This is a genomic window from Allomuricauda sp. MMSF_3307, assembly GCF_030733585.1.
GTDB lineage: Bacteria > Bacteroidota > Bacteroidia > Flavobacteriales > Flavobacteriaceae > Flagellimonas.
Genome location: NZ_JASHIQ010000002.1, coordinates 88580 through 113223 on the forward strand (window position 1 = coordinate 88580; position 24644 = coordinate 113223).

Annotated in this window: 25 protein-coding genes; 18 read left to right on the forward strand and 7 right to left on the reverse strand. The window is 44.1% G+C overall.

Going from position 1 to position 24644, the window contains the following annotated elements; translation table 11 throughout:
* Positions 1 to 19: 19 nt before the first annotated feature.
* Positions 20 to 1096: a branched-chain amino acid aminotransferase gene (locus tag RBB12_RS04760; RefSeq protein WP_293284438.1), complete on the reverse strand. Its 1077-nt coding sequence runs from the start codon at positions 1094 to 1096 to the stop codon at positions 20 to 22.
* A 105-nt stretch (positions 1097 to 1201) separates the two neighbouring features.
* On the opposite strand from RBB12_RS04760, the gene RBB12_RS04765 reads away from it, so the two are divergent.
* From RBB12_RS04765 to RBB12_RS04810, 10 genes are all read left to right on the forward strand, one after another.
* Positions 1202 to 1675 (forward strand): DUF4920 domain-containing protein, encoded by a 474-nt coding sequence (locus RBB12_RS04765; RefSeq protein WP_179384253.1) that lies wholly within the window; start codon positions 1202 to 1204, stop codon positions 1673 to 1675.
* Entirely contained in the window at positions 1672 to 2337 is a 666-nt protein-coding gene (gene mnmD / locus RBB12_RS04770) for a tRNA (5-methylaminomethyl-2-thiouridine)(34)-methyltransferase MnmD (RefSeq protein WP_306013390.1), read from the forward strand. The genes RBB12_RS04765 and mnmD overlap by 4 nt, the downstream gene beginning before the upstream one ends.
* Positions 2338 to 2474: 137 nt before the next feature.
* The gene (locus tag RBB12_RS04775; protein WP_306013389.1) at positions 2475 to 3419 is read left to right on the forward strand and encodes a TIGR01777 family oxidoreductase; all 945 of its coding nucleotides are present in this window, start codon (positions 2475 to 2477) and stop codon (positions 3417 to 3419) included.
* 146 nt (positions 3420 to 3565) lie between these two features.
* Positions 3566 to 4141 carry a nucleotide exchange factor GrpE gene (locus RBB12_RS04780; RefSeq protein ID WP_306013388.1) on the forward strand — a complete coding sequence of 192 codons (576 nt, stop codon included), beginning with the start codon at positions 3566 to 3568 and terminating at the stop codon, positions 4139 to 4141.
* A gap of 6 nt (positions 4142 to 4147) precedes the next feature.
* The gene (dnaJ, locus tag RBB12_RS04785; protein ID WP_293284448.1) at positions 4148 to 5269 is read left to right on the forward strand and encodes a molecular chaperone DnaJ; all 1122 of its coding nucleotides are present in this window, start codon (positions 4148 to 4150) and stop codon (positions 5267 to 5269) included.
* A gap of 181 nt (positions 5270 to 5450) precedes the next feature.
* Positions 5451 to 6389, forward strand: coding sequence for an ABC transporter ATP-binding protein (locus tag RBB12_RS04790; RefSeq protein WP_306013387.1), 939 nt, complete (start codon positions 5451 to 5453; stop codon positions 6387 to 6389).
* Positions 6379 to 7722: an ABC transporter permease gene (locus RBB12_RS04795; protein ID WP_306013386.1), complete on the forward strand. Its 1344-nt coding sequence runs from the start codon at positions 6379 to 6381 to the stop codon at positions 7720 to 7722. The genes RBB12_RS04790 and RBB12_RS04795 overlap by 11 nt, the downstream gene beginning before the upstream one ends.
* A gap of 4 nt (positions 7723 to 7726) precedes the next feature.
* A complete protein-coding gene (locus RBB12_RS04800; protein WP_179384246.1) occupies positions 7727 to 8614 on the forward strand; it encodes a mechanosensitive ion channel family protein in 888 nt (295 codons plus the stop codon).
* Between the two features lie 108 nt (positions 8615 to 8722).
* Positions 8723 to 9517 carry a DUF6268 family outer membrane beta-barrel protein gene (locus RBB12_RS04805; protein ID WP_306013385.1) on the forward strand — a complete coding sequence of 265 codons (795 nt, stop codon included), beginning with the start codon at positions 8723 to 8725 and terminating at the stop codon, positions 9515 to 9517.
* A 10-nt stretch (positions 9518 to 9527) separates the two neighbouring features.
* On the forward strand, positions 9528 to 10691 hold the full coding sequence (locus RBB12_RS04810; protein ID WP_306013384.1) for a sigma-54 dependent transcriptional regulator: 1164 nt from the start codon (positions 9528 to 9530) through the stop codon (positions 10689 to 10691).
* On the opposite strand, the gene RBB12_RS04815 is transcribed toward RBB12_RS04810, so the two are convergent.
* On the reverse strand, positions 10692 to 11393 hold the full coding sequence (locus tag RBB12_RS04815) for a hypothetical protein (RefSeq protein ID WP_306013383.1): 702 nt from the start codon (positions 11391 to 11393) through the stop codon (positions 10692 to 10694).
* A gap of 180 nt (positions 11394 to 11573) precedes the next feature.
* On the opposite strand from RBB12_RS04815, the gene RBB12_RS04820 reads away from it, so the two are divergent.
* Positions 11574 to 12458, forward strand: a complete 885-nt coding sequence (locus RBB12_RS04820; RefSeq protein WP_306013382.1) for a PPK2 family polyphosphate kinase — start codon at positions 11574 to 11576, stop codon at positions 12456 to 12458.
* Positions 12455 to 13852 (forward strand): M28 family peptidase, encoded by a 1398-nt coding sequence (locus RBB12_RS04825; protein ID WP_306013381.1) that lies wholly within the window; start codon positions 12455 to 12457, stop codon positions 13850 to 13852. The genes RBB12_RS04820 and RBB12_RS04825 overlap by 4 nt, the downstream gene beginning before the upstream one ends.
* A 95-nt stretch (positions 13853 to 13947) precedes the next feature.
* On the opposite strand, the gene RBB12_RS04830 is transcribed toward RBB12_RS04825, so the two are convergent.
* The 4 genes from RBB12_RS04830 to pepT form a co-directional block, all read right to left on the reverse strand.
* Positions 13948 to 14511 (reverse strand): PepSY domain-containing protein, encoded by a 564-nt coding sequence (locus tag RBB12_RS04830; protein ID WP_306013380.1) that lies wholly within the window; start codon positions 14509 to 14511, stop codon positions 13948 to 13950.
* Positions 14512 to 14653: 142 nt separating this feature from the next.
* Positions 14654 to 14941, reverse strand: coding sequence for a hypothetical protein (locus tag RBB12_RS04835; RefSeq protein ID WP_306013379.1), 288 nt, complete (start codon positions 14939 to 14941; stop codon positions 14654 to 14656).
* 103 nt (positions 14942 to 15044) lie between these two features.
* On the reverse strand, positions 15045 to 15635 hold the full coding sequence (locus RBB12_RS04840) for a YdeI/OmpD-associated family protein (protein ID WP_306013378.1): 591 nt from the start codon (positions 15633 to 15635) through the stop codon (positions 15045 to 15047).
* A 2-nt stretch (positions 15636 to 15637) separates the two neighbouring features.
* Positions 15638 to 16867, reverse strand: coding sequence for a peptidase T (gene pepT, locus RBB12_RS04845; RefSeq protein ID WP_306013377.1), 1230 nt, complete (start codon positions 16865 to 16867; stop codon positions 15638 to 15640).
* Between the two features lie 102 nt (positions 16868 to 16969).
* Here pepT and RBB12_RS04850 point away from each other — a divergent pair, with 102 nt between their 5' ends.
* From RBB12_RS04850 to RBB12_RS04865, 4 genes are read left to right on the forward strand one after another with little or no spacing between them, the layout of a single operon-like run.
* On the forward strand, positions 16970 to 17389 hold the full coding sequence (locus tag RBB12_RS04850; protein WP_306013376.1) for a hypothetical protein: 420 nt from the start codon (positions 16970 to 16972) through the stop codon (positions 17387 to 17389).
* A 56-nt stretch (positions 17390 to 17445) separates the two neighbouring features.
* Positions 17446 to 18486: a quinone-dependent dihydroorotate dehydrogenase gene (locus tag RBB12_RS04855; protein WP_306013375.1), complete on the forward strand. Its 1041-nt coding sequence runs from the start codon at positions 17446 to 17448 to the stop codon at positions 18484 to 18486.
* Between the two features lie 5 nt (positions 18487 to 18491).
* The gene (locus RBB12_RS04860; RefSeq protein WP_179384236.1) at positions 18492 to 19148 is read left to right on the forward strand and encodes a LysE family translocator; all 657 of its coding nucleotides are present in this window, start codon (positions 18492 to 18494) and stop codon (positions 19146 to 19148) included.
* Positions 19149 to 19169: 21 nt separating this feature from the next.
* Complete coding sequence (locus tag RBB12_RS04865; RefSeq protein WP_306013374.1) at positions 19170 to 20033, forward strand: hydroxymethylglutaryl-CoA lyase; 864 nt, start codon at positions 19170 to 19172, stop codon at positions 20031 to 20033.
* A gap of 51 nt (positions 20034 to 20084) precedes the next feature.
* Here the strand turns inward: RBB12_RS04865 and RBB12_RS04870 are convergent, their stop codons facing one another.
* The gene (locus tag RBB12_RS04870; protein WP_306013373.1) at positions 20085 to 22307 is read right to left on the reverse strand and encodes a TonB-dependent receptor domain-containing protein; all 2223 of its coding nucleotides are present in this window, start codon (positions 22305 to 22307) and stop codon (positions 20085 to 20087) included.
* 276 nt (positions 22308 to 22583) lie between these two features.
* Between RBB12_RS04870 and RBB12_RS04875 the strand changes: the two genes are divergently transcribed.
* Both RBB12_RS04875 and guaB read left to right on the forward strand, forming a co-directional pair.
* Complete coding sequence (locus tag RBB12_RS04875; protein WP_306013372.1) at positions 22584 to 23084, forward strand: hypothetical protein; 501 nt, start codon at positions 22584 to 22586, stop codon at positions 23082 to 23084.
* A gap of 85 nt (positions 23085 to 23169) precedes the next feature.
* A complete protein-coding gene (gene guaB / locus RBB12_RS04880) occupies positions 23170 to 24642 on the forward strand; it encodes an IMP dehydrogenase (RefSeq protein WP_127141366.1) in 1473 nt (490 codons plus the stop codon).
* The last annotated feature ends 2 nt before the right edge of the window (positions 24643 to 24644 follow it).

Below are 24644 nucleotides of genomic sequence, written 5' to 3' on the forward strand. Positions count from 1 at the left end.
CGCCATTTGGCGCCTTTTTTTATTCTTGTGAAACCACTTCTTGTCGCCATCCAAAGGGGTCGGATGCGCGGTTGTATTGAATGTCCGTGATTCTTTTCTTTAAGCGGGAAGCATAACTTTCCTCCAATTCGGGCAGATCGTAATCCTTGCCGCTATAGCCAAAGCCCGAGATGGGGGATATGACCGCTGCGGTTCCAGCCCCGAACATTTCCTTTAGGGAGCCGTTCTTGGCGGCTTCCACCAATTCGTGTACCGAAATTTTTCTCACCTCGGTTGGGATCCCTTCGTCCTCTGCTATGTCCAAAATACTTTTTCTAGTGATTCCATCCAGGATACGGTCACTGGTCGGTGCCGTCATCAGGGTATCATTAATACGTACAAAAACGTTCATGGCACCTGCTTCCTCAATAAACTCATGGGTATTGTCATCTGTCCATATCACCTGTTGGTATCCTTTGTCGGCGGCCAATTTGGTAGGGTAGAACTGCCCTGCATAATTACCACCAGCCTTTGCATAGCCGACACCACCATTTGCGGCGCGCGAGTAGGTCTCTTCAATCAACACCTTGACCTTACCTGAAAAGTAGGAGCCCGAAGGTGCGCAGGCGATTATGAATTTGTACTCATTGGCAGGGGAAGCGTGGAACCCATTTCCTGAGGCAAACACAAATGGTCTTATGTATAAGGAACTGCCTGGGTTTGTTGGTATCCAATCGCGCTCCAAATCGATAAGCGCGTTCAACCCTTCCATAAAATAAGCTTCTGGAATTTCGGGAATGGCCAATCTTTTGGCGGATTTATTCAATCGTGCACAGTTTTGTTCCGGTCTAAAAAGCCATACCTTTCCATTCTCATCCTTGTAGGCTTTCATGCCTTCAAAAATGGACTGTCCGTAATGGAATATTTTTGCCGAAGGGTCTAAAGTGATGGGCTGGTAGGGAACAATCTTAGGGATTTCCCATTTTCCGTTTTTATAATCACAGACCAACATGTGGTCCGAATACACACTTCCAAAGGAAAGGTTGTCAAAATCCACCTGTTGAATCTTCGAAGACTTCGTTTTTTCTATCGCTATTTTATGGGCCACTGTTTCCATATCAGTTATATTTTCAGGCTAAAATTAGCTAATTATTGTTAGTTTTGGACTTTTCTCAAATCTAAATATGATACTTCATCTTAATTCATTTAAATCTTATCAAAAATGAGGGTTTTTAACATTTTCACTGTTGCACTTCTAGGTATTTGCTTGGTTTCCTGTAAGCAGGAGACCATGAAAGGAGATTATTTTGGCGAGGAATTTGCCATTTCCGACCAAGCATCAAAGACTGCCGCTCCGTATGATCAAATTGTGGGGAAAGATTCATTACAAACACAAGTGGTTGGGGAAATAAAAGAGGTTTGCCAAGCCAAAGGTTGCTGGATGAAGGTCCAATTGGAATCCAACGAAGAAGTTTTTGTCCGTTTTAAGGATTACGGTTTTTTTGTGCCCAAGGATGCTGCCGGAAAAAGAGTGGTAATGAATGGAGCCGCCTTTTTTGAAGAAATGTCCGTGGAAGACCAAAGGCATTATGCCGAAGATGAAGGTGCATCGGAAGATGAGCTAGCCCTGATCACCTCACCAAAGAAAACACTCAGGTTCGAGGCCGATGGTGTGCTGATCGAAAGCCAACCTTGAAACGAAAAATCATCACCACTGGAGATGGCTCCAAAACCATCCAAATAGAGGACTGGAACGAACAGTACCACTCCAAGCACGGCGCCATTCAGGAAGCGTACCACGTTTTTATCGAGCATGGCCTCAGATTGTTCAACAGCACTGAGGTCAAGCTTTTGGAAATTGGTTTTGGTACGGGACTTAACGCATTGATAACGTTGTTGGAAGCCCCCAAGTTGGAGCTCGCCATTGATTATGTTGGGGTGGAGGCATACCCCGTGTCCATGGAAGAAATTGAGGCCTTGGATTATGTACGTCAGTTGGGAGTTGATAAACTGCAGGAGCCTTTCCAACACATGCACTCTTCACCATGGGAAAAGCACATCTCCATTGCTAATCACTTCTCACTTTGTAAGCAAAAGAAGGATTTTAAGGATATAGATGCCCAAAACTTGTTCAACCTTATTTATTTTGATGCCTTTGGGGCGAGGGTGCAGCCCGAGTTATGGACGGAGGAACTTTTTTCCAAGATGTATGAAGCCGCCAAACCCGGAGGTATTTTGGTGACCTACGCCGCCAAAGGCAGCGTGCGTAGGGCCATGCAAGCGGTCGGTTTTGTCGTGGAAAGATTGCCTGGTCCACCCGGGAAAAGGGAAATGTTGAGGGCTACCAAACCCGGCTAGTTGCCAACAATCTGTTAAGGAGAGTTCTTTGGGTGGTCATAAAATGTTTTAAAGTTTGAACAAATATGTTAAACCTAAATTAAGGTCTCATAAACAGTCGATTAAACCTATAACTTTGTGTCAAAGAATAGGATAGTATGAAGGTGTTGATAACAGGAGCGACGGGATTGGTTGGGCAGGCCATTGTAAAGGTGCTGCACCAAAAAGGCATCCCCGTAAATTATTTGACTACGAGCAAGGATAAAATTTCCACCGCGGAAGATTATACTGGTTTTTATTGGAATCCCGCTAAAGGGGAGATTGATTTGAAGTGTTTTGAGAATGTCCAGGCCATTATCAACTTGGCAGGGACCAGTATCGCCAAACGCTGGACTCCAGAGCACAAAAAAAAGGTGCTTTCCAGCAGAATCGATAGCTTGAGAACCCTTAAAAAGGGAGTGGAGCAGTCGGAGAGCCATGAGGTGGAATGTTTGGTATCTGCTTCGGCCATAGGAATTTATCCAGATTCCACCAGTGCCTATTACGATGAATCCACCACCGAGACAGACAACGGTTTTTTAGGTGAAGTGGTAACCAAATGGGAGTCCGAAGCCGACACTTTTAAAGCATTGGATATTGACGTCGCCAAAATCAGGATAGGTTTGGTATTGTCCAAAGATGGAGGGGCCCTGCCCAAAATGGCCATGCCCGTTAAAAACTTTGTAGGTGCACCTATTGGTAGCGGTGACCAATGGCAATCTTGGGTCCATATCGAGGATTTGGCCCAGTTGTTCGTGTTTGCCGTGGAAAACAATCTAACGGGAGTGTACAATGCAGTGGCGCCCAACCCGGTAACCAATACCAAGTTGACCAAGGAGCTCGCCAAAGTTTTGGAACGACCCTTGTGGTTGCCCAATGTGCCTGCCTTTGTGCTTAAAATGGTTTTAGGAAAAATGGCAACCCTCTTATTGGCAAGTCAACGAGTAAGTGGCAAAAAAATAGAGGAAGAGGGCTTCGTATTTCAGCATGCCAACATCTGTCAGGCACTTGAGGCCATTTATGCCTCCCATGAAAATGGTGTTGCGGCATCCCTGGAGGTATAATATCCTTGATACATTCGTTACAATTGAGTTTGTCATTATAGAAAGACCGCTTCGGCGGCTTTTTTTATGTTTTGCGGTGACATTTTGACATTTTTAGACAATTGGCAGTACTTTTGCCATTTCAAATCCGAATAAAACAATAGAACATGAGCAATAAAAGTAAGGTTGAGGAAATGGAAGATGAGCCTAAAAAAGGGCAAACCGAAGAGAGTACTGAGCTGAACGATGAGCATATAGAGGGCGATACTGCCGAAGAAAACGAGGAGGAAAAATCCGAAGAGGAGCAGTTGCGCGAGGATTTGGCCAAGGAAAAGGAAAAATTTCTACGGCTTTTTGCCGAGTTTGAAAACTACAAGCGCAGAACATCCAAGGAGCGAATGGACCTGTTCAAAACGGCAGGACAAGAGGTCATGGTAGCACTGCTTCCCATTATGGACGATTTTGACAGAGCGTTGAAAGAGCTTTCCAAGTCGGAGGACAAAGAAATGTTCAAGGGTGTGGAGCTTATCAGTAATAAGTTCAAGGAAACCCTTAAAAGCAAGGGCTTGGAGGAAGTAGGAGTAAGTGCTGGGGACGCTTTTGATGCCGAGGTGCACGATGCCATCACCCAAATCCCCGCACCTGATAAAAAAATGAAGGGGAAAATTATCGATGTGGTGGAAAAGGGCTTCAAATTGGGAGACCGCATCATTAGACACCCAAAAGTAGTAGTAGGAAACTAGAGTTTTATGAAGGAGGATTATTACGACATATTAGGAGTTTCCAAAGGAGCTTCGGCCGCAGAAATCAAAAAGGCCTACCGAAAAAAGGCAATTGAATTCCACCCGGATAAAAATCCCGGAGATGCCAAGGCGGAGGAAATGTTCAAAAAATCTGCCGAGGCTTACGAAGTTTTGGGCAACCCTGACAAAAGGGCAAAATACGACCAGTTTGGTCATGCCGCATTCGATGGAAGCGGAGGATTTGGCGGTGGCGGCATGAACATGGACGACATCTTTAGCCAATTCGGCGACATCTTTGGCGGTGCGTTTGGAGGCGGTGGCGGATTCAGCGGATTTGGCGGCTTTGGTGGCGGACAGCGCAGGGCCAAGGGCAGCAACCTTCGCATCCGCGTTAAATTGACACTGGAAGAAGTGGCCAATGGCGTGGAGAAAAAGGTGAAGGTGCGTCGTAAAAGACAAGCGGATGGGGTTACCTACAAAACCTGTCCCACCTGTAATGGTACTGGACAAATCACGAAAATCACCAACACCATTTTGGGCCGAATGCAAACGGCTACCACCTGTACCACTTGTGGTGGGGCAGGCCAGTCCATTGATAATAGACCGGCAGGTGCCGATGCGCAAGGCCTTAAGGTAGAGGAAGAGACCGTATCCATTAAAATACCGGCCGGAGTGGAAGACGGGATGCAGCTCAAAGTTACCGGAAAAGGAAACGATGCACCAGGTAATGGTATTGCTGGTGACTTGCTTGTAGCCATTGAAACGGTGGAGCACGAAACCCTAAAACGTGAGGGAGACAACCTGCATTACGATTTGTACATCAGTATCCCCGAAGCCGTGTTGGGCAGTTCAAAGGAAATTGATGCTATCGGCGGCAAAGTACGGATCAAATTGGAGCCTGGACTTCAATCCGGAAAAATTTTGAGACTACGTGGAAAAGGTATCAACAGCCTTAATGGTTATGGTGCGGGGGATTTATTGGTCCACGTAAATGTGTGGACCCCAAAAACGGTGAACAAGGAACAGAAGGAATTTTTTGAGCGCATGCAAGACGATGAAAACTTCGCTCCAAGGCCCGAAAAATCGGATAAATCCTTTTTTGAAAAGGTAAAAGATATGTTCTCTTAAAATTTAGAACTGTCTGTTTAAATAAAAAACGTATATTTGAAACTGATGTTGGGTGACCGATATCTAATTTTCTTTTTCATAGCAATTTTTTTCCCATCCTTGATTCTTTTAAGGGTGGGTTTTTGTTTTTAGGGAAAATGTAGGTATGCCGCAAATGCATATCTTTGAAAAAATTGTTTACATGGATCATATCCTTGTTGCCAAAAATGTGACCAAAACGTATGGTGACTACACAGCGTTGAGCAACATTTCGCTTCAAATTCCCAAGAATTGTATTTATGGACTTTTAGGTCCGAATGGAGCTGGCAAAACCTCATTTATCCGAATCATCAACCAAATCACTTACCAAGATGCTGGCGAACTTTGGCTCAATGGCGAGCCCTTGGCCCCGAAGCATATTGCGTCCATTGGCTATTTGCCCGAGGAGCGCGGGTTGTACAAGAGCATGAAGGTAGGCGAACAGGCACTCTACTTGGCACAATTGAAAGGATTGACCAAGGCAGAGGCCAAAGTGCGATTGGCTCATTGGTTCGAGCGTCTGAATATTGGCGACTGGTGGGACAAGAAGATTCAGGAACTCTCGAAAGGGATGGCCCAAAAGATTCAGTTTATCGTCACTGTATTGCACGAGCCCAAATTGCTGATTTTTGATGAACCTTTTAGTGGTTTTGATCCCATTAATGCCAATATCATAAAGGATGAAATATTACGGTTGAAGGAAAATGGTACTTCCATTATTTTTTCTACCCATCGCATGGAATCCGTGGAGGAGCTTTGCGAGTACATCGCACTGATTCACAAATCCGAAAAAATTCTGGACGGCAAGCTATCCGATATCAAAAGAGCCTATAAAAACAATATTTTCAATGTGGGCGTGCATATAGAAAAGGATGCCGATGCCTTTCTAAAGTCTTTGGAAGAGAAATTCAATATTCTTTCTTCAGAAATCGACCCTATGGAGCATCAATTGAACTTCAAGGTACAATTGCCTTCGGACCATACCGGAGAGATTCTGGCAGCACTTTCAAAAGTGTCAAACATCAATAGGTTCGAGGAAACCATACCTTCGGCCAACGATATTTTTATTCAAACCGTAAATAGCAAGGACAATGGCAAGTAAGCTTGGGCTGATCATAAAACGCGAATATTTGGCCAAAGTGCGGAATCGTTCCTTTATAGTGATGACGATTTTGAGCCCGATTCTTATTGTGGGAATGATTGTGCTTATCGCTTTTTTGACCAAGATCAATGATGATGAAACACGCGTAATCACCATTTTGAACGAAAGCACTTTTTATCGAGATGCGTTTAAGCCATCCAAGAATATATCTTTCTTGCAATTCAATGACTTGACGGTAGAGCAGGCCAAGGACTCTACAAATGCCTTGGAGTATTACGGTTTGCTGCACATTCCTGAAGGGGCAACCGTGGAAGAAGTTGCCAGGTCGGCCTTTCTTTTCACCAAGGACAACCCTAATACTTCGGTCACCAAGGAATTGGAGAACATATTTCAAAACCGTTTGCGACAGGAACGTTTGCAAAAATTGGGAGTAACACCCGAACAGTTTTCCAGCGTTGAAAAGCCGTTTGAAATCAATCTTTCCACTTTTGATGGGGAGCGGAGCATTCGAGGGGTCAATGAAATTAAAGCCATTATTGGCGGCAGCTTTGGCTATGCCATTATGATGTTCATCATTATTTACGGTGGTTTTGTGATGCGGAGTGTGATCGAGGAAAAGACCAGCCGAATCATAGAAGTGATCATATCATCCGTAAAACCATTTCAATTGATGCTGGGAAAAATTATCGGTAATTCCTTGGCCGGGGTGACCCAATTTTCCATTTGGATTGTATCTGCATCAGCTTTGCTGTTTGTCGCCGTATTGATTTTTGGGATAGATCTAAGTGCCTTATCGGAGAACAGTGCCATGCCCCCCAACGCAATGGGAGGTATGTCCGAAGTGGGAGGTATGGACGGAAAAATGCTTTTGTACGCCAAGGAAATTTATGGCATCCCGTGGGGACTGCTCATTGTTTCGTTCTTTATCTACTTCGTACTTGGCTATTTGATCTACAGTTCCATTTATGCGGCCATTGGTGCGGCAGTGGACAATGAGACCGATACGCAGCAATTTATTTTCCCCATTATATTACCTTTAATGTTGGCCATTTATGTTGGATTCTTTTCCGTGTTCAGCAATCCGCATGGACCCATTGCAGTAGGGTTTTCATTGTTCCCGTTGACCTCGCCCATTGTCATGCTGATGCGTTTGCCCGGAGGTATAGGGGAAGGAGGCGTACCCTTATGGCAGTTTATAGTGTCCATTTCACTATTGATTGTGACTTTTTTAGGAATAGTGTCGTTAGCGGCAAAGATTTATAGAACGGGTATCTTGATGTACGGTAAGAAGCCTACATACAAGGAATTGTTTAAATGGTTGAGATATAAATAGGAGTATGCAAGACGGAACGGAAGACATAAAGGAAATAATCAAGGAAGATGTTTGGGGGTCCATTAAAAACTTTTTGGACCTTGGATTTCATATTGGCGAAGGGGAAAAGGCCATAGACCTTACCATTGGACTTCTATTGCTCTTAACAGTCACTATTGTGGTGGTAAAATTTCTCCTAAAATGGCTGCGGTACATCTTTACCCGAAAAATGCAGCAGGAGGATAAACAAAAGTTTACCAGCGTATTCAAGTTTATCAACTATGTCATATATATCATTGCCGTACTCGTTACCTTAAGTGCGGCGGGTGTTGATATTACTTTGGTGATTACCGCCTCCGCGGCCCTTTTTGTTGGTTTGGGTCTCGCCCTGCAAGAACTCTTCAAGGATGTCTTGGGCGGAATTTTTATCATCATTGACAAATCCCTTCAAGTCGGCGATGTGGTCGAGGTAGATGGCAAAGTAGGTAAGGTGTTCGAGATAAAGCTCAGGACCACAAGAGCCATCACAAGGGATGATAAGGTGTTGATTCTGCCCAATCATAAGTTTATCAGTGATATTGTTTATAACTATACCCAAAATCACAGGACCACCAGGGAAAGAGTGAGTGTTGGGGTCGCGTATGGCAGTGATGTGGATTTAGTGACCAAAATTTTGGAAGAGGTGGCATCGACCCAAAAGCAAGTGCTCAAAAACCCAAAGCCTTTTGTACTTTTTGAGGACTTTGGAGATTCCGCACTGATTTTTTCCATATACTTCTTTACCAACGACACCTTTCGAGATCCTAGGATAAAAAGTGAAATGCGCTATAAAATAAATACCAAATTCAAGGAGAACAACGTTACTATACCGTTCCCGCAGCGCGACGTACATATTTTTCAGCCAAAACAATAGAAAGCGATAAAAACCTCAGCCCACCATAATACACTCTGGAAGTCATTGGCTTTCGTTGTAATGCTTTGCAGTTCTATATTAAGTGCTCAGAGTACGGATATTTTTCGAGTGGAATACCTTAATATTCCCGAAAACGATAGTGGTGTAAAGACACAACGCTATAAAGCATTGCTCAATTTTCCCATTCAATTGAACGATAACAAGGATTACCTCGTAACTGGCGCCGAATATAACCGTTTTGATATGGGATATTCCGCGGACTTGCCGTTTGATAAAAAGGAGATGATCAGGTTCCATGTGATTGACTTTAACTTGGGAATGGTCAAAAAATGGAACGAGAATTGGAATGTAGTGGCCATTTTAACCCCAAGGATAGCCTCCAATTTATTGGATGGAGTATCTCAGGACGATTTTTTTATGAACGCCTCCGCAGCTTTTTGGAAGGAAAAACCAAAGGCCGATAAGCCTTTCAGGATAGTTTTGGGGCTCACATATAACAGTACCACGGGGATTCCTGTGCCGTTACCACTGATTCATTATTATAGAAAGTTCCATCCAGATTGGTCTTTTGTGATGGGCGTTCCAAAATCCAATTTAAAATATCATTTCAACGAAAAGCACAGTTTGGAGTTGGCACTGTTCTTGGATGGTTACTTTTTGAACCTTCAAAACGATATTATTTTGGATAACGGATTGGCAGCTTCCCGAATTTCCTTCAATACGTTGGTGGGCAGTTTGGGGTATCAATATAACTTGTCCAAGAGCATGTCCTTTTTTGCGATTGCCGGAAGCAGTGTCTACCAAGAAGGCAAATTGAGGGACAAAGATCGCGGCGAGGTGTTTTTATTCAATAACGATTGGAATTTTTATATTAGAACAGGCTTCAAAATCGGAATATTTTAAATAGCAGCATATGTCAAAAATATTGGTAATAGAGGACGAATCGGCAATTAGAAGGGTATTGGTCAAAATATTGGCCGAAGAAAACGATAGCTACAATGTGGTAGAGGCAGAGGATGGCCTGGCCGGTATGGAGGTTATCAAAAAGGAAGATTTTGACCTAGTGCTGTGCGATATCAAAATGCCAAAAATGGACGGTGTGGAAGTGCTAGAAGCCGCCAAAAAGATAAAACCCGAAATTCCTTTTATCATGATTTCTGGTCACGGTGATTTGGATACAGCTGTAAATACAATGAGGTTGGGGGCGTATGACTATATTTCCAAGCCACCGGATTTGAACCGATTGCTTACCACCGTTCGCAATGCACTCGAACGAAAAGAACTTGCCGTGGAGAACAAGGTGCTCAAGAAAAAAGTCTCCAAAAATTACGAGATGATCGGCGAGAGCAAGGAAATCGAAGCCATTAAAGAAATGATAGAAAAAGTGGCTCCAACGGATGCCCGTGTGTTGATTACGGGTTCCAACGGTACCGGAAAGGAACTGGTGGCCCATTGGGTGCACCAAAAAAGCCCACGTTCCTCTTCCCCGTTTGTTGAGGTCAATTGTGCCGCCATCCCATCCGAGTTGATTGAAAGTGAATTGTTTGGCCATGTAAAGGGTGCGTTTACATCGGCAGTAAAAGATAGAGCCGGAAAGTTTGAAGCAGCCAATAAGGGAACCATTTTTCTTGATGAAATAGGCGATATGAGTCTTTCTGCGCAGGCCAAGGTGCTTCGGGCATTGCAGGAGAACAAAATCAGCAGGGTCGGTTCCGATAAGGACATCAAAGTGGATGTTCGCGTACTTGCAGCCACAAATAAAGATTTAAAGAAAGAAATTGAGGACGGAAAATTCCGCGAGGACCTCTACCACCGTTTAGCGGTTATTTTGATCAAGGTTCCCTCATTGAACGATAGGAGGGACGATATTCCGTTATTGATAGAACATTTTTCCAAAAAGATCGCTACCGAACAGGGAACGGCCCAAAAGAGCTTTTCCAAAAAGGCCATTGATCTCCTCAAAAGTTATGACTGGACAGGTAACGTTCGGGAATTGCGAAACGTGGTCGAGCGCTTGATCATTCTAGGTGGTAAGGAAGTATCCGAGGAAGATGTAAAACTCTTCGCCAGTAAGTAATCAGTTGCAATCGCCCAGTTGTTGCAGGGCCTCTTGTGCCAAGGTCTTCACTCTTTGGTGGTATTCCTTTTTATGCTGTGATAGCTCGGTGTTCAATAAAATCAGTCGGGATTCTTCATAAATATTGGTGATAAATCGGTGCGCATCTGCGCAATCCACTTCGGTCACCACTTTCTCCAAGGAGGATTCAAATCCCAGCAAACATTGATGCACCTGTTTTTTTACGGCGGAACCCTGGGTCAAAAACATCCCATCTTGAAAATCAATTGCACTTTTAGTGTTCAGCACCAAAACGTTGCTGCCATATTCGCTAGAGGTCTCCTGTGCAAAGGCATTAAGCACGTTGCCACCGATAGTCGCAGTTTCCAAAGCCTTGTGCAAAGCGGATTTCGATTTTTTCAAGTCGCTGGATTTGGTTGCCGACTTTAAGTGGGTCAGGGTGTTTTCCAAACTCTCCAGAGCGCCTTCGCAGCCGCAATCCAAAAAGTTTTCCCTGGTCTTTTCAATACCGTTGAGTGCTTTGTAGGCATGGTACTTTGCCATTTGCAAGGCATCTGCCATGATGGCTTCCTGAATTTTGCTTTTGATGTATTCCAAGTTGGAACTAGCATATTGGCAGGCATTGGCCGGCTTGGAAAAGGATGTCATGATAAAGAGGCCCATGGCGAGCCCCATAAGTAGGATACTCTTTGAGGTTTTCATAACGCTATACAGATTTGGGACGTGGCGTCATTGATTTTCATAAAGTTACATTTTCATCCGTTGGGCGGACAAATAGATCGATTAAATCCCGATCTTGAGGTATAAGCGGTCAAACCCTCGATGAACTGCACTTTTGCAAAGGGCTTGAAGGAATAATCAAAAAGAAGTATATTCAGTCCTATGAAAGAAATCGACACAGAAAAGTATCGGGTCAAAGGAGATGTCCGTTTGTCCGAAATAGCTACCTATCAGGATTTTGGTGCCTCCAAGGATGAGCTCAAAGACCAATTAAAGGATATTAGAAAGGACCTCGGCGATTTTCAGGACACCCTTTATGCCCATGGAAAATATGGGGTTCTGGTGTGTTTGCAGGGAATGGACACGGCAGGCAAGGACAGTTTGATTCGGGAAGTATTCAAGGATTTCAATGTGAGGGGAGTGGTGGTACACAGCTTCAAAGTGCCATCCACCAAAGAAAAGAAACACGATTACCTTTGGCGACACTACATCGCCTTACCAGAAAGAGGCAAGTTTTCCGTGTTCAACCGGACCCATTATGAAAATGTATTGGTGACCAAAGTCCACCCAGAATATATTTTGGCCGAAAACATTCCAAAAATTGATTCGGTGGATGATATAGACCAAGCTTTTTGGGAAAGGCGCTATGAACAGATCAATGCCTTCGAAAAGCATATTTCGGAGAACGGGACCATTATTTTCAAGTTTTTTCTACATCTGTCCAAAGAAGAGCAACGCCATCGTTTGTTACGACGCATCCGATTAAAGCAGAAAAACTGGAAGTTTTCACCCGGGGATTTGGAAGAACGCAAACTCTGGGACAACTATGTGGCTTGCTATGAGGAAGCATTGGGTAAGACTTCCAAGGAACACGCTCCTTGGTTTGTGATTCCAGCTGATAACAAAAAGGCGGCGAGAGTGATTGTGGCATCCATTCTTATGGAAGCGTTAAAAAAGTACAAAGATATCGAGGAACCTGAGTTGGACGATGAAATAAAGGCTAATTTAGAAATCTTTAAACAGGAATTGGAAAAAGAAACCACATGAGAACCGTACTACTTTTGGCCTTTTTGATGGTCAGTACCCCCTTTTTAGCCCAAACGGAGGATGAGCAACAGATAAAGGCCATCTACGATGAGGCATTGACCAATGGGAAGGCCTATGATTGGCTCAATTACCTCTCCAACCAGATTGGTGGGCGACTTTCGGGCTCCGTTCAGGCTCAACAGGCGGTAGACTATACCAAAGCCCAATTGGACTCGTTGGGACTGGATAAGGTATGGTTGCAGCCCGTAATGGTACCCAAATGGGTCAGGGGTATTCCTGAATTTGCCTACTTTGAAACCAAACCTGGACTAACGACCAATGTGCCGATTTGTGCGCTCGGAGGTTCCGTAGCCACCCCGGATGGTGGCCTTAAGGCCAATGTAGTGGAAGTAATGGGAATTGAGGACTTGGAAAAATTGGGACGCGACCAAATTGAAGGGAAGATTGTCTTTTACAATCGCCCAATGGATCCAACGCTTATAAATACTTTTGCTTCCTATTCCGGATGTGTGGACCAGCGATATTCCGGTGCAGCAGAAGCAGCCAAGTACGGTGCGGTCGGTGTCATAGTCCGTTCCATGAACCTTCGGTTGGACGATTATCCACATACCGGATCTATGGGATACGGAGATATGCCTGTCAATCAAAGAATACCGGCGGCAGCCATCAGCACCAACGGAGCGGAGTTGCTGAGTACTACCTTAAAATTGAATCCCAACGCCAAGTTTTATTTCAAACAAAACTGTAAGCAACTGGAAGATGTGCAATCCTACAATGTAATCGGGCAGATTACGGGAAGTACCTACCCTGATGAAATTATGGTAGTCGGCGGACATTTGGATTCCTGGGATTTGGGCGATGGTTCCCACGATGATGGTGCAGGATGCGTGCAGAGTATGGATGTACTTCGACTTTTAAAAGAAACGGGATACCGTCCCAAGCGAACCTTGCGTGTGGTTCTTTTTATGAACGAGGAAAACGGCCTTCGCGGCGGAAACAAATATGCCGAGGTGGCACGTAGCAAAAATGAGAGGCACATTTTCGCCTTGGAAAGCGATTCTGGCGGATTCACGCCCAGAGGTTTTTCCATTGATGCCAATCCCGAAAATATCCAACAGATTCAAGGTTGGAAAGAATTGTTTGAACCCTATCTGATACATTTATTTTACGAAGGGGGAAGTGGAGCGGATATTGGACCTTTAAAGGATGAAGGAATCGTTTTGGCAGGCTTGCGTCCCGATTCCCAACGGTACTTTGATCACCACCATGCCGAAAACGACACTTTTGAGCACGTGAACAAGCGCGAATTGGAGTTGGGAGCGGCCACCATGGCCAGTTTGGTTTATTTGATAGATAAGTATGGAACCATACCAACCAAAAAGATAAAAGGATAAACAGGGTAGATTTCGAACAAAAATTCTTCAGTTCGAGTTCGTTTTCGCATCAAAGTGTGGAAAACGAGCATCGAGAATTGTTGTTTTTTGAGGTCTTACGCTTTGTTGGCCTTTCTCATACGCTTGGGGCCGTACCAGAGCCAAAACCCGGTGATGGTAAAAATCAATAGGGAAATTCCCATTACAGAGGTGTAAAACAGTTTGAAATATCCCTCAGAACCTAGATAGTCGTCTACCAAAGAACCATCATGAATGTTTTCCAAAAAATCGGACCTTCGTTTGCCGATGGAAAGCACATTTCCTGTGGAGCCATCCAATTGTATCTCATAAAAAGAATCCACAAACACAAATTTTACAGACCCTTTTTCCTTCCGCATATCAATACGGTCTATTTCCAAGGAAAGATCGGGTGAGACCTCACTGTGCAAGGTGGTACAGGCAATGGTGTGCAAACTGTCCACAGGCAACCATTGTTTCAGGTCGGCTGTTGTTCCCTTTTGTGTTTCGGGAAGGATATAGCCGTTGGAATTCTTCTTCCAGCCCAACAATAGTCCTGAAATGGATATGAAAAAGAAAAAAATAAAGAGTAAAGCCCCTGTGGTTCGGTGTACTTTTCGAAATATGCGTAATACTTTGGCCTGCTTCTTCCGTTTGCCCATTCTTGCCCGTTAAAAACCCTAAATATCTATAAATTTTGTGGAACGCAAACAGGAGGTTTCCTGCAATTTTTTGCAGATGCTCCGCATTTAACAAAAATTTTGGAAAACTGGCGTTTGGATGCTCTTTAAAGGGAAATTACAATTAACTACCGGCGAAGGGAGTTCCGAATACTCCAATAGCCAATTCTGCCCAGACCAAAAGGAATATGGCCACAAAAACGGTGATGGCAATTACTCTTTTGGATAGGGTTTTGACTTTTCTGAGTGCAAAATCAATTGAAAAACCCAAGGCCAATAGCAATCCACCAGCCACCACAAAATCGAACAACGACCATTGTACATCGGGTGAGAACTGCATAGCAATCAAGGGTATGGCTAGCAATACCAAAATGGAAGATAGAATGATGGTTTGTCTTGTACTTATGGTCATGGCGTCTTTATTTATAAAGCTAAAGTAAGATATAACTTGCTGTGCTGAAAATAAATAAGGAAAAATTAACTTTAGATGTAGTAGCGCAATTAGGGGTTAAGTACTACCGATACCCATCATTCAAACCAACACCTTCAATAATCATGGGGATTATTTTCTCCAACCTTCGCAATTTGGTTTTTTCCTGTTTGGCTTCGGAAATATGTTCGCTAAACTCTTTCTGTTTGTAAAGGGATAGTGCATCAAAGGCCTTCCGCAGTTTAGTATCTTTTTTAAATTCAGAAAGCAGTAATTCTGGAATAGCCACCTCTTTCGTTTTCTCCGCCTTTACTTCCATTCCTTTTTTCTGATTATCCAGTGCCTCTTTCATGTAGGACAGGACAATTTGTTCATCCACTGCTTCCAAACTTTGAAACTTCCAGTGTCGCATGCCCTTTGTTTTGCCTTTTTGTGCATTTTCTAAAACTTTTTGCGGGTCCTTTAAAAACACACCGTTAAAAAACCAAACTCCAAAGTGGTTCTTGAACTTACAGATACCAAAAACGTTTTTCCCGTTGAGCGTATACACGGGAATGCTCCATTTAAAATCTTCCTTGGCCTCCGTTTTCAACGCTATTTTTCTCAGTATGCCGATACCTTTCTTAAACGGATGCTCTTTTTCGTAGTACGTTCCCAGTTTTTCCAATTTGTCCATAACTACTTGATTTGAATGGCGGTAAGTTCGCAGATTTTAACAATGACCATCACTGCCTTTTGCATACTTTCCAAAGGAACATACTCGTATTTACCATGAAAATTATGTCCGCCGGCAAAAATATTGGGGCAGGGCAACCCCATAAAACTTAGTTGCGAACCATCGGTACCCCCTCGAATAGGCTTGATGATGGGCTCAATTTGAAGCGATTTCATGGCTTCCTCGGCAATCTCTACAATATGAAAAACAGGTTCAACTTTTTCACGCATGTTCTTGTACTGGTCCTCGATGGTAAGGTCGATGCATTCCCCATACTTTTTATTGAGCTTTGCTTTGATGTCGTTCAACAAATCTTTCCTCGCCTGAAAATGAACGGCGTCATGGTCACGAATAATGAGGTCTATCTCCGCCTTTTCAATTTCCCCTTTGATTTTGTGCACATGAAAAAAGCCTTCCCTGCCGGTGGTATGTTCGGGAACTTCACTGGGAGGTAGGTGGGTCAAGAAATCGTTGGCAATCCTAATAGCGTTCACCATTTTGTTCTTGGCATAGCCCGGGTGTACACTTTTACCGGTAATGGTGATTTTGGCCTTTGCGGCATTAAAGTTTTCGTATTCCAGTTCGCCCACTTGGCTGCCGTCCATGGTGTAGGCCCATTCGGCGCCAAACTTTTCCACATCGAACTTATGGGCGCCGCGTCCAATTTCCTCATCGGGCGTAAAGGCAATTCTAATCTTGCCATGCTTTATTTCTGGATGCTGAATCAAGTATTCCATGGCCGTGATAATTTCGGCAATACCCGCCTTGTCATCGGCTCCCAACAAGGTGGTACCATCTGTAGTGATCAAAGTTTGACCTTCGTAAGCCTTAAGGTCCTCAAAATAATCGGGAGAAAGCACAATATTGTTCAATCGGTTCAGGATGATGTCCTTTCCGTCATAATTTTCGATAATCTGTGGCTTTACATTTCTACCCGAGAAATCAGGAGAGGTATCAAAATGCGAAATAAACCCAATGGTGGGAACTTTTTTATCGATATTGCTGGGCAATGTCGCCATGATGTAGGCATTCTCGTCAATCGAAACCTCTTGCATGCCAATTTGGTGTAGTTCCATCACCAATTTTTTGGCCAAGTCCCACTGCTTTTCTGTGCTGGGGGTGGTTTGGGAATACGGGTCGCTTTGCGTATCCGTAGTGACATATTCCAAAAAACGGGGCAATAATTTTTCCATGTTCTGAGCTGCTTTTCATCAAAAATACAGCTTATTCAAACGCTATTTTACCAATTAAAGCCATTAATAAGTATCTTTCCTCAACTTAAATGCATTCTGAAGTTGAAAGCGACTATTCTTTTCCTTTATCTGATGTGCGGGTTTTGCGGTATGGCCCAAATGGACTGTATTTTGGGCGTGGGCGGCCGTGATAACGAAGCCATTATCAAAGTGTTTGAACTTACCGAGGAGCAACAGGAAAACCTGAAAAACTGGAGTGCCGAGGTAAAGATAAGGAACGACGTTTTTAAGGAAAAGGCCAAATATCTGATGAAGCAGAACGAGGAAAGCTCCCCCGAGGTGCTCATCGAAGTGTCCAAAAAATATCAATCTTACATTGATAGCATGGCAAATAATGTCCGTTTGATTGACAAGCGTTTGCTGGGCACCTTCAGCCAGGCACAATATGATAGGTACTTGAAATTATGCAATCAATTGACCTTGCGCCCCATCTACATTAATAGGTCTGTTGACGAAAATTGACCGAAATGGCAAGAACTGTTTGAAGAGTTTTTATTTTTGTGCAAAATCCGATTGGAATGTACAAATACCTGATTCGCCCGGTACTTTTTTTGTTTGACCCCGAGGCCGTGCACCACTTTTCTTTTAGGGTCATCAAATTCTTTTCCATATTGGGATTGGGCGGGTTGTTCAGAAAAATATTTGTCATAAACGACCCTAGATTGGAGCGTGAGGTATTTGGGGTAAAATTCAAAAATCCGGTGGGTCTTGCCGCCGGTTTTGATAAGGATGCCAAATTGTACAACGAATTTTCGGATTTTGGCTTTGGCTTCGTGGAAATAGGAACGGTGACGCCCAAGCCGCAACCCGGAAATCCCAAAAAACGGTTGTTCCGTTTGCGGGATGACCAAGCGATTATCAACCGCATGGGGTTTAACAATAAGGGTGTTTTTGATGCCGTGGAACAGCTTAAGAAAAAGCATCGGGTCATCGTGGGCGGAAATATTGGTAAGAACAAGGTTACCCCGAATGACGAAGCCCTAAAGGATTATTTGATTTGTTTTGAGGCACTGTTTGAGCATGTGGATTATTTTGTGGTGAATGTGAGCTCTCCCAATACGCCCGGACTTAGGGAGTTACAGGACAAAGAACCTTTGACAAAGCTGCTCAAAAAACTGAAAAATCAAAATAAGAAATTGGCAAAGAACCATCAAAAGAAGGAAAAGCCAATTTTATTGAAAATAGCGCCGGATTTAACGGATGACCAGTTGTTGGACATCATCGAAATTGTGGCAGATACGAAAATTGATGGTGTCATCGCCACCAACACCACCATTGCACGCCAAAATCTAAAATCCCACCTTACCTTAACGGAAGAAATGGGTGGGCTCAGCGGAAAACCATTGACCAATCGAAGTACCGAGGTAATTCGGTTTTTATCGGAAAACAGCAGAAAGGCATTTCCCATCATAGGGGTTGGGGGCATCCATGCTCCCGAAGATGCACTGGAAAAATTGGAAGCAGGGGCCGATTTGGTTCAGCTGTATACCGGGTTCATTTATGAAGGTCCGGGACTCATAAAAAAAATCAACAAGGCCATTTTGGAAAATATGGCGTAGGAAACATGGAAAGCCTAGCGATATTTTTGGAAACCATCCATTATCCCATATTGATAGGTTTCTTCCTGTCCGCTCTTGCCTTGGCCCTTTCCCCCGGTCCCGATAATATTTTTGTGCTCACCCAAAGTATGGGTCATGGAACAAAATCGGGCTTGGCCGTTGTCTTTGGTCTCGTTTCCGGCTGTTTGGTACATACCACCTTGTTGGCCTTTGGGGTTTCGGAGATTATCAAACGGAGCGACGCTCTCTTTTTTATCATCAAATTGTTCGGTGCGCTGTACTTATTGTTTTTGGCGATGAAGGTTTACAAAAGTGATGCGTCCATTTCATTGGAAGATGGAAAAAGTGCCCAAAAATCGGGGAAGAAGCTGTTTTGGACCGGTTTTACCATGAATGTGCTCAACCCCAAGGTAACCATATTCTTTCTTGCGTTTTTCCCGGGTTTTCTATTCAGTGAAACAGTGAATACCGTGGTTCAATTCTATGTGTTAGGGTTGATTTTTATGCTTTCGGCCACCCTGGTTTTTAGCACGATTGCTTTCTTGGCGGGCTCCATTTCCAATTATCTGAAGCACCATAAGAAAGCGGGACTTTACTTAAAATGGATGCAGATCATTGTTTTTGTAGGGATTGCCATTTATCTATTTGTATCGGATAAATAAGTGCTATTTTTACGGAAGCTTATGCCACAGGTAAAACTCATAGAATGTCCCAGAGACGCCATGCAGGGAATAAAGACCCATATTCCTGCCAAGGAAAAGGCGAAGTACATCCAATCTTTGCTGGGCTGCGGCTTTGATACTATTGATTTTGGAAGCTTTGTATCGCCAAAGGCCATTCCACAAATGCAGGATACCGCAGAAGTGTTGGAGCTATTGGACCTTTCCCGTACCCAAAGCAAACTGTTGGCCATCGTTGCCAATGTCCGTGGGGCACAAGATGCCTGCGAGCACGAAGCCATCGACTATTTGGGCTTTCCTTTTTCCATTTCCGAGAACTTTCAAATGCGGAACACGCATAAAACCATTGACCAATCCGTGGAAACCTTGAAGGGTATTCTGGAATTGGCGGATAGGCATGGCAAGGAAGTAGTCACTTACATCTCCATGGGGTTTGGAAATCCCTACGGAGACCCTTGGAACGTGGAGATAGTAGGGGAGTGGACCGAAAAACTGGCTGAAATGGGAACCCGTATCCTTTCCCTATCTGATACGATAGGCAGTTCCACCCCGGAAGTAATCGATTATCTGTTTTCCAATTTGATTCCCAAATATCCGGATATTGAATTTGGGGCCCATTTGCACACTACCCCCACAAAATGGCATGAGAAAGTGGATGCAGCCTACAAAGCAGGCTGTCGTCGTTTTGATGGCGCCGTTCAAGGCTTTGGTGGTTGTCCCATGGCCAAGGATGAGCTTACTGGGAATATGCCCACCGAAAAGATGTTGTCCTATTTTACCGAGCAAAAAGCGGATACAGGGGTCAATTGGATGGTGTTCGAGGCAGCCTTCAACAAGGCAACTGAGCTATTTTCGGTATACCACTAAAAAAAGGCACCCCGAAGAGTGCCTTTATCTGCTATTTTTAATGAACAACTATTAATATCGAAGTTCGATACCTGCGTAAATCCCGAAGGGATGTCCTGGTCGTAGCCCTGCGGGAACCCTTGCCACCGCATAGGTTTCATCCAACAAGTTGATGGCATTCGCAGTGAGGGCCAAATGATTATTGAATCGGTAGCGCCCACCAAGGTCCACAATAAAGTTGGAGGCCACCTTTTCATCGGCCGGAATAGGGCCACTGCCTGCCAAAGTTCTAAACGCACCATTGTACCTTCCGCTGAGATTGATTTCAAAATTTTGATGCTCAAGGGATAGGGCTGCATTGAACTGATGCTTTGCAATATAAGGAAGCTCATCACCGGAATTCACTTCGCCCCAAATATCATTTTCACTACCAAAACTGTTTAAAAACTCCGTATCGGTCAAGGTATAGCCAAAGGTAAAGGGAAGTTGCAGATTGGGGTTGTTCTCCAAGAAATTGTAGTTGAGCAATACTTCAATACCTTGAACTTTTACTTCTCCAGCGTTGAATTGGTCCAAGGAACCCGTTCCCCCGGTAGCAGCAAGGTCGCTACCCAAAAGATTGCTATAATCATTGTAAAAACCGACCAGTTCCCCAGAGATTCCAGCAAAAGAAAAGCGGCTTCCCAATTCGTAATTGATACTTTCTTCGGGATTTTCACCAGGTTGATTGCTAGGTGGGGAGAACCCTTTGTGAACTCCACCAAATACGGATAGTTTATCAAAATTATAATTGAACCCAATACCTGGGATAAAGACATCGACCTTGTTTTGTCGCTCCGAAATATCCGTGCCTTCACGGGAGATATCATCCGTGCCATAGTCCAATCGCTCCAAAGAGATATTCTCGTAACGAAGCCCGGGGGTCAGGGTCAAATCGTTGATCTTCACTTTGTACATCGCATATGAGGCAAAGGCCCTTGCGCTACTGATGCGGTTGGCATTGGTTCCGGGAATACCAGCATTGACCAATTGCATATTGCCGTTCACCATAGCATAATCGTCTATCCATTGAAAGCGGTCCTCTTCGTCATAATGGTAGCGCAATCCAATTTCCAAATCATGGTACGTGTTCTCCCCGTTCCAGTGGTAGTCCAATTTGGTCTGAACTCCAGTGGATAGATAATCACGATTGTTATTTCGGGCATTGAGGAAATCGTCTCCATCACTGTCAACAGCACCTGTCACCAAATCAATGTAGCTATCAAAAGTGGTAGGGTCGCTAAATATGTTACCAATTCCTTGACGCTCCCCGTCAACGGTCACGAAGTCGACCTTGTACCAATTGCGGCTAAAATCGTTGTAATACCCAATGGTTGTGATTCGGAATTGGTCACTAAACTTTAGGGCATGGGTTCCCATCACCTGAAAATGTTCCGTATTCATTTGGTCGTTTTGGGAGCCTGCATAACGGCGGAAAGGATCTGCATCAAAATCTTCCTGGGTCAAACCAAGATAGGTTTCATTGGAAGTTTCATCCGAATACTGGAATTTTACTTCAAACTCTTGCCCCAAAGGAGCCTCGGGATTGGTATTGATTTTGAATTTGGCCACGAGGTCATTTTTATCAAAACCGGTATTATCCCCATTTTCAAGATTTTTGAATCCGTTGGAATTGTAATTGAGGTATTCCACGGCATAACCAAAATTTTTCTGGGTATCCCCCAGTTGTGCATGGATACGGCCACTTTGGAAACTTCCGTAGCTACTGTTTAAAAAGATGCTAAAATCATCTGGTACCTCAGTAGAAATCATATTGATGGCTCCGCCAGTAGTGTATGGACCGTATTGTACTTGACTGCTTCCTTTCAGAATTTCCACGGCCTGCATACGGGCTATGGTAGGGAAATAATAGGCCGATGGAGCACTGTAGGGGGCCGGGGCGATAAGAACGCCATCTTCCATCAATGTGATTTTTGAGCTCCTTTCGGGAGAGGTTCCCCGCAAACTGATGTTGGGCCTTAGGCCAAATCCATCTTCTTCATAAATATTGACCCCGGGCACAGAACGCAGGGTGCGGTTGATATCGGTATAATTAAACTTTTTGATTTCCTCTTGAGAAAGGTAGTATGAAGAGCCAGTCCTGTTTTTGGCGACAAACTTACTTCCGAAAATAACCTTGGCGGAAAGGACTACTTCGCTCAATTGAATGGTTGATGAATCGGTTGAAATCGGGTTTTGCTGCCCAAAAAAAGTGAGACAACTCAATAGTGCAATGGTAAGGGATAATCTGCGCATAACATTAATTAAGACTTATTTTAAATAAGGGTTAGTTTTGGTCGGCAAATGTATGAGGTCTTGTAGAGAAAACAAACTTTATTTAGAATAAATATTAATAGATTGGGAGTGGGATGCCATTTTGGTTGGATGTCCTCACTGCTGCTGTAATCTCTTTTAGTGATAAAAGTTAGGTTGGATTTTGCTTTGCTGCTGACGATGATGTAGTTATCCTTTAATTTATTTAGATTAAGTCTAAATGAATATCTTTGGCGTATCAAAAAAAGGTTTTTTCAAATGGATTACAATGGTGTACTACCCGCGCTACCCAAAGAACTACGCTTGTTTGTCGCCGTTTTTGTTGTGGTGCTTTCGGTGGGTTATTTTACAGGCCTGCTCTTTGTGCAGGAAACTGAGGCAACCACCCCATTGGGGGTACAGGAAAATTATTTGGGCAACGAGGATGATTTGGAAGCCGAGGGCATGAAGTTTAAAAAAGGCAATCGTGAGATGCTTACGGTAATCCATACGCATATCCTTTCCATGTCACTGATATTTTTCTTGTTGGGTGTATTGGTTTGGTTAACGAAAGCCCCGAAAAAACTAAAACTGTTTTTGACTCTCGAACCCTTCCTATCCGTCATACTAACGTTTGGTGGTATCTATCTGATGTGGTCGGGTATTGGTTGGTTTAAATATATCGTGGTGTTTTCGGGCATCTTAATGACCGTGACTTACTCAACTGCCGCAATTTTGGTATTGGTTCAGTGTTGGAGCGGAGAAAAACGTATGGTTTAATTTCTTTTGTGCTTCACTTTTAGCGGGATTGGTGACAATCCAATAAAATAGTGGTATATTTGCACGCAATTAATCCGTAATTGCAATGGAAGCTCACCAAAACAAAATTGTTGGCGAAGGACTTACTTACGACGATGTTCTTCTCGTGCCGGCTTACTCCGAAGTACTTCCCCGAGAAGTCAATATCCAATCAAAATTTACCAAAAACATCACTATCAATGTGCCCATTGTTTCTGCGGCCATGGATACGGTGACCGAATCCCGTATGGCCATTGCCATGGCTAGGGAAGGTGGGATTGGAGTTCTGCATAAGAACATGACCATTGAGCAGCAAGCTTTGAAGGTCCGTAAAGTAAAGCGGGCCGAAAGTGGTATGATCATGGACCCTGTGACGCTTCCGTTGGACTCCGTGGTCCGGGATGCAAAAGCTAGCATGAGGGAACACAGCATTGGTGGAATCCCAATTGTGGACGACAATAAAAAATTGATCGGAATTGTCACCAACCGCGATCTCCGTTTTGAAAAAAATGATGACAGACCTATTGCGGAGGTTATGACTTCCGAAAACTTGGTGACCGTGGGAGAGGGAACCTCATTGCAGCAAGCGGAGGTAATCCTCCAAGAAAATAAAATAGAAAAATTGCCCGTTGTCAACGATAAGGAGGAACTTATCGGCTTGATTACGTTCAGGGATATCACTAAACTCACCCAAAAACCGATTGCCAACAAGGACCAATACGGTCGTTTGCGCGTGGCAGCAGCCATTGGGGTAACCGCCGATGCAGTGGAGCGGGCAGGTGCCTTGGTGAAAGCTGGGGTGGATGCCATTATTATTGACACTGCGCATGGACACACCAAAGGTGTGGTGAGCATTTTGAAATCGGTGAAAGAGGCCTATCCAGAATTGGATGTGGTCGTTGGAAATATTGCCACCGCTGAAGCAGCCAAATACTTGGTGGAGGCTGGAGCTGATGCCGTAAAGGTTGGTATCGGGCCCGGTTCCATCTGTACCACACGCGTGGTTGCAGGTGTTGGATTTCCACAATTCTCCGCGGTTTTGGAAGTAGCGGCAGCCTTAAAAGGTACCGGTATTCCTGTAATTGCCGATGGTGGAATCCGCTACACTGGGGATATTCCCAAAGCCTTGGCGGCAGGAGCTGATACGGTAATGTTAGGTTCGCTGTTGGCAGGTACCAAAGAATCTCCCGGGGAAACGATTATTTATGAAGGACGTAAATTCAAATCGTACCGAGGAATGGGTTCTGTTGAGGCCATGAAGCAAGGTAGTAAGGACAGATACTTCCAAGATGTGGAGGACGATATCAAAAAATTGGTACCCGAGGGCATTGTGGGCCGTGTACCTTACAAAGGAGAATTAGTGGAAAGTATGCACCAGTTTATCGGTGGTCTTCGTGCTGGTATGGGGTATTGTGGCGCAAAGGATATTGAAGCCTTGAAAAACAATGCACGCTTTGTGAAGATAACTTCAAGCGGTATCCACGAGAGCCATCCGCACAACGTAACCATTACGAAGGAGAGTCCTAATTATAGTAGATAGTA